The 6,347-nt window shown below is 76.9% G+C and carries 6 protein-coding genes and 1 pseudogene; 6 read left to right on the top strand and 1 reads right to left on the bottom strand.

The annotated features are described in order from the left end of the window. From AOK09_RS23500 to AOK09_RS23475, 6 genes and pseudogenes are all read left to right on the top strand, one after another. Positions 1-430, top strand: a 430-nt coding sequence (locus AOK09_RS23500; RefSeq protein WP_245687442.1) for an SCO2322 family protein, incomplete at its 5' end; no start/stop codon positions are given. 122 nt (positions 431-552) lie between these two features. Further along, a pseudogene (locus AOK09_RS23495) lies at positions 553-1,523 on the top strand (energy-coupling factor transporter transmembrane protein EcfT); the annotation flags it as partial. Between the two features lie 23 nt (positions 1,524-1,546). Further along, positions 1,547-3,181 carry an ABC transporter ATP-binding protein gene (locus tag AOK09_RS23490; protein ID WP_055589219.1) on the top strand — a complete coding sequence of 545 codons (1,635 nt, stop codon included), beginning with the start codon at positions 1,547-1,549 and terminating at the stop codon, positions 3,179-3,181. Next, positions 3,178-4,092: an ECF transporter S component gene (locus AOK09_RS23485; RefSeq protein WP_245687440.1), complete on the top strand. Its 915-nt coding sequence runs from the start codon at positions 3,178-3,180 to the stop codon at positions 4,090-4,092. Before AOK09_RS23490 ends, AOK09_RS23485 begins: the two co-directional genes overlap by 4 nt. 113 nt (positions 4,093-4,205) lie before the next feature. Next, on the top strand, positions 4,206-4,772 hold the full coding sequence (locus AOK09_RS23480; protein WP_055589217.1) for a hypothetical protein: 567 nt from the start codon (positions 4,206-4,208) through the stop codon (positions 4,770-4,772). 23 nt (positions 4,773-4,795) lie between these two features. Next, complete coding sequence (locus tag AOK09_RS23475) at positions 4,796-5,626, top strand: hypothetical protein (protein ID WP_055589216.1); 831 nt, start codon at positions 4,796-4,798, stop codon at positions 5,624-5,626. Between the two features lie 99 nt (positions 5,627-5,725). On the opposite strand, the gene AOK09_RS23470 is transcribed toward AOK09_RS23475, so the two are convergent. Further along, entirely contained in the window at positions 5,726-6,283 is a 558-nt protein-coding gene (locus tag AOK09_RS23470) for a universal stress protein (RefSeq protein WP_055589215.1), read from the bottom strand. Positions 6,284-6,347: the final 64 nt, after the last annotated feature.

Genomic DNA, 6,347 nt, shown 5'->3' with positions numbered 1-6,347 from the left:
CGCCCGGCCGCGGGCCGCGGGCGACTTCGCGTCGATCTGCGCCGCCACCCCGCCCCGCGCGGGCCGCAAGCGCGTGGCCGTGGTGCTGGACTTCGGCACCACCGCCGACTCCGCCACCGGGGAGCAGCCCCCGGCGCAGCGCACCCTCTGCGCCGTGGTGCCCGCGAGCGCCAGCAGCGCCGAGGTGCTGGCCGAGACCGTCCCCCCGCTGCGCTACGACTCCAACGCCGTGCTGTGCGCCATCGCCGGCTACCCCTCGGCCGGCTGCGGCGAGGTGGTCGCCGCAGCGCCCGCCGGGCACCCGAGCGCCTCCGGCAAGGGCAACGGCGGCGGCAACGGTCCCGCGCTGGGGCTCGCCGCAGGTGGCGCCCTGGTCGTCCTGATCGCCGCCGGCGCCGTCGTCCAGGCCCGCCGCACCCGGAACCGCTGACCGGCCGTGGCCCCGCTCCCCGTCGTGGAACGCCGCCGGACCGCCCGTCCCGCGGCCGGTCCGCGCCGGCTGCACCCGGGCGCCTGGTGGCTGTGGGCCCTGGGCCTGGCCACCGCCGCCNNTGCTGCTGCTCACCGCGGCCGTCGCGGGCCATGTGGTGGCGGCCCGGCGCAGCGCGGCGCCGTGGTCCCGCTCCTACGGCGCCTTTCTCAAACTGGGCCTGCTGGTGCTGGTCATCCGGCTGGTCTTCGCGGTGCTGCTGGGCTCACCGATCCCCGGTACGACAGTGCTCTTCACCCTGCCCGAGATCCCGCTGCCCGGGTGGGCGCAGGGGGTGCGCCTCGGCGGCCGGGTGACGGCCGAGGCCCTGGTCTTCGCGCTGTACGACGGGCTGAAGCTGGCCGTGCTGCTCGGCTGCGTCGGCGCCGCCAACGCACTGGCGAGTCCGGCGCGGCTGCTGCGGGCGCTGCCGGGGGCACTGTACGAGGCCGGGGTGGCCGTGGTGGTGGCGATGACCTTCGCCCCCCATCTGGTGGCCGACGTGCGCAGACTGCGGGCGGCCCGCCGGCTGCGCGGGCGCGCCGACCGGGGGTTCGGGGCGCTGCTCAGCGTCGGCATCCCGGTGCTGGAGGGCGCCCTGGAACGGTCGGTCGGGCTGGCCGCGGCGATGGACACCCGGGGCTTCGGCCGTACCGCCGAGGTGGCCCCGGCGATCCGCCGCACCACGGCCGTACTGACCCTGGCCGGTCTGACGGGGGTGTGCGCCGCGGTCTACGGGCTGCTCACCGACACCGGGACGGTGTGGGCGCTGCCGCTGCTGGCGGCCGGCCTGGCCGCGGCCGCCGGCGGGCTGGTGCTGGGCGGCCGCCGGGCGCTGCGGACCCGCTACCGGCCGGACCCCTGGGCGCTGCGGGAGTGGCTGGTGTCCGGTTCCGGGGCGGCGGTCGCGGCGCTGACGGTGTGGCTGTCCACCAGGGACGCCACCGCCTTCCACCCGCCCGCCGTGCCGCTGACGATGCCCGCACTGCCGCTGCTGCCCGCCGCCGCCGTACTGCTGGGCCTGATTCCGGCGGTGGCCGCGCCGCTGCCGCCCGAGCCGGGGAAGGACATCCGCCGTTGATCACCTTCGAGCAGGTCACGGTGACCTATCCCGACGCGGCCGGTCCGGCGCTGGCCGGGCTGGATCTGCACATCCCCGAGGGGGAGCTCTGCCTGCTGGTCGGGCCGTCCGGCTCCGGCAAGTCCACCCTGCTGGGCGCGGTCAGCGGCCTGGTGCCGCACTTCACCGGCGGGACCCTGGCCGGCCGGGTCACGGTCGCCGGGCGGGACACCCGTACCCACCGGCCGCGCGACCTGGCCGACGTGGTGGGCAGCGTGGGGCAGGACCCGCTCTCCCACTTCGTCACCGACACCGTGGAGGACGAACTCGCCTACGGCATGGAGTCGCTGGGCACCCCGCCCGAGGTGATGCGCCGCCGGGTGGAGGAGACCCTGGACCTGCTGGGCCTGGCCGAACTGCGCGACCGGCCGATCGCCGCGCTCTCCGGCGGCCAGCAGCAGCGGGTGGCGATCGGCTCGGTCCTCACCGTGAACCCCCGGCTGCTGGTGCTCGACGAGCCGACCTCGGCCCTGGACCCGGCGGCCGCCGAGGAGGTGCTGGCCGTGCTTCAACGGCTGGTCCACGACCTGGGCACCACCGTGCTGCTGGCCGAGCACCGGCTGGAGCGGGTGGTGCAGTACGCGGACCGGGTGGTGCTGCTGCCCGGTGCGGGACTGCCGCCGGTGGTCGGTGAGCCCGCCGAGGTGATGGCGGCCTCACCGGTCTTCCCCCCGGTGGTCGGCCTCGGCCGGGCCGCGGGATGGTCGCCGCTGCCGCTGTCGATCCGGGACGCCCGGCGGCGGGCCGCGCCGCTGCGCGCCCGGCTGGGCGGCGCCGTACCCGTCCAGCGCACCGCCGCGGACGCGTCCGGCGAGCCCGCCGCCGAGGTGCGCGGCCTGGCGGTGCGGCGCGGACCGGTGGCGGCGCTGCGCGGTGTGGACCTGACCCTGCACCGCGGCTCCGTCACCGCGCTGATGGGCCGCAACGGCGCCGGGAAGTCCACCCTGCTGGGCAGTCTGGTGGGGCTGCACAGCCCCTCCGCGGGCTCGGTACGGGTCGCAGGGCTGGTCCCGCACCGCACCCGTCCCGCCCAGCTGGTGCGCCGGGTGGGGCTGGTGCCGCAGGACCCCAGGGACCTGCTCTACCGGGAGACGGTGGCGGCGGAGTGCTCCTCCGCCGACGAGGACTGCGGTGCCGCGCCCGGCACCTGCCGGGCCCTGGTGGAGCGGCTGCTACCGGGCCTCGCGGACGGCAGCCACCCCCGTGACCTGTCCGAGGGGCAGCGGCTGACGCTGGCGCTGGCGGTGGTGCTGACCGCCCGTCCGCCGCTGGTGCTGCTGGACGAGCCGACCCGCGGCCTGGACTACGCCGCCAAGGGGCGGCTGGTGGAGATCGTCCGCGAGCTGACCGCCGACGGGTCCCGGGCCGTGCTGCTGGCCACCCATGACGTGGAGCTGGCGGCCGAACTCGCCGACCGCACCGTGATCCTGGCGGAGGGAGAGGTCGTCGCGGACGGGCCCACCGGGTCCGTGGTCACCGGCTCCCCCGCGTTCGCCCCGCAGGTCGCCAAGGTGCTGGCGCCGGACCCCTGGCTGACCGTCGAGCAGGTCCGCGGCGCCCTCGCCGCCGCCCAGCCGGAGGTGCCCGCGTGAGCGCCACCCGCCCAGTGCCACTGGGGAGCCGCTCCGCGGCCGCCCTGCTGATCGTCTCCGCCGTGGGCGTCGCTGCCTTCGGCTGGCCGCTGCTCGCCGCCCCGGGCGGGGACCTGGTGGGCCACTCCGCCGACGCCCCCTGGCTGTTCGCGGCCCTGCTGCCGCTGCTGCTGGCCGTGGTGGTGGCCCAGATCGCCGAGGGCCGTGCGGCGTCCGGCGGCGAGGCCGGGATGGACGCCAAGTCGGTGGCGCTGCTGGGGGTGCTGGCCGCCGCGGGCGCGGCGCTGCGGCCGCTGGGGGCGGGCACGGCCGGGATCGAGCCGATGTTCTTTCTGATGGTGCTCTCGGGAAGGGTGCTGGGCCCGGGCTTCGGCTTCGTGCTGGGGGCGGTCTCGATGTTCGCCTCCGCGCTGCTGACCGGCGGGGTGGGGCCCTGGCTGCCGTTCCAGATGCTGGCCATGGGGTGGGTGTGCGCGGGCGCCGGGCTGCTGCCGGGTGCGGCCGGGCTGCGCGGCCGCCGGGAACTGGTCCTGCTGGCCGGGTACGGCGCCGTCTCCTCGCTGCTGTACGGCACGGTGATGAACCTTCAGGGCTGGCCCTACCTGGGCGGGATGAGCAGCTCGGTCTCCTTTGTCGCCGGTGACCCGCTCCCGGAGAACCTGGCCCGCTTCGTCGCGTACTGCCTGGCGACCTCGATGGGCTGGGACCTGCCCCGGGCCGCGGTGACCGTGGTCCTCTGCCTCACCCTGGGCACCCCGGTGCTGCGCGCCCTGCGCCGCGCCACCCGCCGGGCGGCCTTCGCCGCCCCGGTCGTCTTTACGGACGGTTCCGGGGACGCCCCGGCGGGGGACGCCCCCGGCGCCTCCGCGGGTGCCTCCTCCCCCGCCGCGGCTGACGCCTCCGGCGGCTGATCGCGGGCCGTCCGCGTTTGGGCCGGGCGTTTCGGGCAAGCCGCCTGATGCACCGACTACTCACGGTCAACGCGGAGGCCGCCCCGGCCTCCACAGCCGTCAGGAGGCTTGTCATGTCCACAGTCGCGACTGTCGCGGTCATCGTGGTCGCCGTGATCGTCGTCGCGGCCGTCGTCGCCCTGGCCCTGCGTCCACAGCTGCACAGCCGCAGCCTCAGGCGGCAGTTCGGCCCCGAGTACCACCGGGCGGTCGCGGCGCACGGCACCGCCAAGGCGGCCGAACAGGACCTCGAGGAGAGGCTGCGGCGCCGCCGCGACCTCGAGGTCAGGCCGCTCTCCGCCGAGGCCCGCGAACGCTACCGGGCCGACTGGACGGACATCCAGGAGGAGTTCGTCGACACCCCGGCGCAGGCGCTGGCCGACGCCGACCGGCTCATCGGCCGCGTGATGCACGACCGCGGCTACCCGTCCGACGACCAGGACGAGAACCTGGCCGCGCTCTCCGTCGACCACGCCCGCGCCCTGCAGGGCTACCGCCGGGCCCGCGACGTCGCACGCAGGGCCCAGGAGGGCGAAGCCGGCACCGAGGAGATGCGCGAGGCCGTCGTGAACGCCCGCGAGCTCTTCACCGAACTGGTGGACGCCGGCGCGGGCAGCAACCGCTCCACCACACCGTCGTGACCCCGGAGACAAGGAAGACCGCCATGGGCGAGCGCAGAATCACCGAACGCGAGGCAGAACCGCTGCGGCGCGCACAGGACCCGACCGGCACCGGCGACCAGGACGGAACGGTGGCCGGCCGCACACCGGCCGCCTCCGGGACCCCGGTCTCCGACCGCCCGGCCGCCGGGGCTGCGGATGCTCCCGGCACCCCGGACCGCACCCCGGACCCTGCGGTCCGCGAGCAGGCCGGTCCGGCCGCCACCTCCCTCACCACCCCCCGCAGCACCCCCGGAACCGACCTCCGCACGGCAGGCCGCAGCGCCGACGGCGAGGCCGCCGCACGACCGGCCGTACCCGGCACGCGCGGAACCGCCGACGACACCACGGGCCGCAGCGACGGCAAGGCCGGACGACCGGCGGCGACCGGCCTTCCCGCAACGGACGACGGCACCATCGTGCGCACCGACGGCAAGGCCGCACGACCGGCCGCAGCCGGCACATACGGCAACGGCGGGACCGCCGGCACCGCCGCGACCGCCCGCACCACCGCCACCCCGGCCGCCGACCGGTCCACCGGGCGCGGAACGGCCGCCGCACAGGAGGAGGAGCAGCTGCTCCCCGGCCACGCCTCGGAAGCGCTGGAGGCCCGCTGGCACGACATCCTCGTGGGCTTCGTCGACGGCCCCAAGCACTCGGTCGAGGAGGCCGACCGGCTCCTGGACGAGGTCTCGGCCCTGATCGCCGAAGGGCTCAAGGAGCGCCGCCGCACGCTGCGGGACAGCTGGCAGGGCGAGGACGGGACCCGTACCGAGGAACTGCGGCTCACCCTGCAGAAGTACCGCGGCCTGGTCACCCGGCTGCTCGCGACCTGACGACACCACGGCTCGGCGCCTCCGTCCCCTCTCCGGGGCCGGAGGCGCCGAGCTGCCCAGCCCACCAGCGGCGGCGGCCCCGTGCGGGGATGGCCGCCGTCAGCGGCGGGCGCGGCCCCCGGGTTTCCCGCCGAGCTCCCCGGCCTCGACCGGCAGCCGCCAGGTGTTGCGGCGGTGCACCGCCTCCAGATCGCGCAGCAGCGGCGGCCGGGGCACCACCAGCACCGGGCAGGAGGCGTACGCGACGCAGACCGGCATGACCGGACGGTGCAGCATCCGGCGGAGCAGGCCGCTCGGCCCCCGCCCCACCACCAGCAGGTCGTCCCCCCGGTCGGCCGTGCGCACCAGCACCTCGGCGGGCCGGCCGTACGCCACCAGGGTGCCCAGCCGGACGTCGGGCGGACGGCAGGCGAAGGCGGTTTCGACCACGGTGCGCAGCCGCTCCTCCGCCAGTCCCCGGCAGGTCTCCAGCAGCGGCGGGCAGGGCGTACGGCGGTAGCCGAACTCCCCGCCGGGAGGCTCCCAGGCGAGCACCGCCAGGACCTCGGCGCCGGTGCGCCGGGCCCGGTCCACGGCGTGGTGCAGTGCCGCGAGGCTGCCCAGTGAGCCGCTCACCCCCACCACGATGCGGTGTGCGCCCGCGTTGTCCGCGTCCATGTCGAGTCCTCGCTGCTGTCCCTGTGGTCCGGCGGACACCCGCGGGCTGCCCACGCCCACCACC

It is taken from the genome of Peterkaempfera griseoplana (genome assembly GCF_001418575.1).
Lineage (GTDB): Bacteria > Actinomycetota > Actinomycetes > Streptomycetales > Streptomycetaceae > Peterkaempfera > Peterkaempfera griseoplana.
This window is presented reverse-complemented; position numbering and strand designations above follow the sequence as displayed.

What these genes read in the sequence shown, in the direction of transcription:
- AOK09_RS23475 (WP_055589216.1), top strand. Translation starts at nt 4,796, where the DNA reads ATGGGCGAGCGCAGAATCACCGAACGCGAGGCAGAACCGCTGCGGCGC.
- AOK09_RS23470 (WP_055589215.1), bottom strand. Translation starts at nt 6,283, where the DNA reads ATGGACGCGGACAACGCGGGCGCACACCGCATCGTGGTGGGGGTGAGC.
- AOK09_RS23480 (WP_055589217.1), top strand. Translation starts at nt 4,206, where the DNA reads ATGTCCACAGTCGCGACTGTCGCGGTCATCGTGGTCGCCGTGATCGTC.